The sequence below is a fragment of the Streptomyces sp. 130 genome (genome assembly GCF_007096885.1).
Taxonomy (GTDB): domain Bacteria; phylum Actinomycetota; class Actinomycetes; order Streptomycetales; family Streptomycetaceae; genus Streptomyces.
The window spans coordinates 1-671 of record NZ_VJNO01000122.1; the positions used below are offsets into that span (position 1 = coordinate 1).

The window sequence follows — 671 nt, forward strand, 5'->3', positions numbered from 1 at the left end:
CCGAACGAGGCCCTGATCATGGACCCGCAGCAGCGGCTGCTGCTGGAATGCTCGTGGGAGGTGTTCGAGCGGGCCGGAATCGACCCCGCCACACTGAAGGGCAGCAAGACCGGTGTGTTCGCCGGGATGATGTACCACGACTACGCCCACAACAGCGCCACCGGTTCCATCGCCTCGGGCCGCGTGTCGTACGTCTTCGGCTTCGAGGGCCCGTCGATGACGGTGGACACCGCCTGCTCCTCGTCGCTCGTGAGCCTGCACTTGGCGGCCCAGGCGCTGCGGTCGGGCGAGTGCTCGATGGCGCTGGCCGGCGGCGTGGCGGTCATGTCGACGCCTGAGGTGTTCGTGGAGTTCAGCCGGCAGGGCGGCCTCTCCAAGGACGGCCGCTGCAAGTCGTTCGCGGGCGCCACCGACGGCACCAGCTGGTCGGAGGGGGCCGGCATCCTGCTCCTGGAGAAGCTTTCCGACGCTCGCAGCAACGGACACCCGGTCCTTGCGGTGCTACGGGGCAGTGCGGTGAATCAGGACGGTGCGAGCAACGGGCTGACGGCTCCGAATGGTCCTTCGCAGCAGCGGGTGATTCGGGCGGCGTTGGCTGATGCGCAGATCTCGTCGGATCAGGTGGATCTGGTGGAGGCGCATGGGACGGGCACTCGGCTGGGTGACCCGAT

1 protein-coding gene is annotated in these 671 nt (G+C 68.3%); it reads left to right on the plus strand.

The genetic code is table 11. From position 1 onward, the window contains the following. The coding region (locus FKN01_RS32285) for a beta-ketoacyl synthase N-terminal-like domain-containing protein (protein ID WP_143626191.1) at positions 1–671 on the plus strand (671 nt) is incomplete at both ends.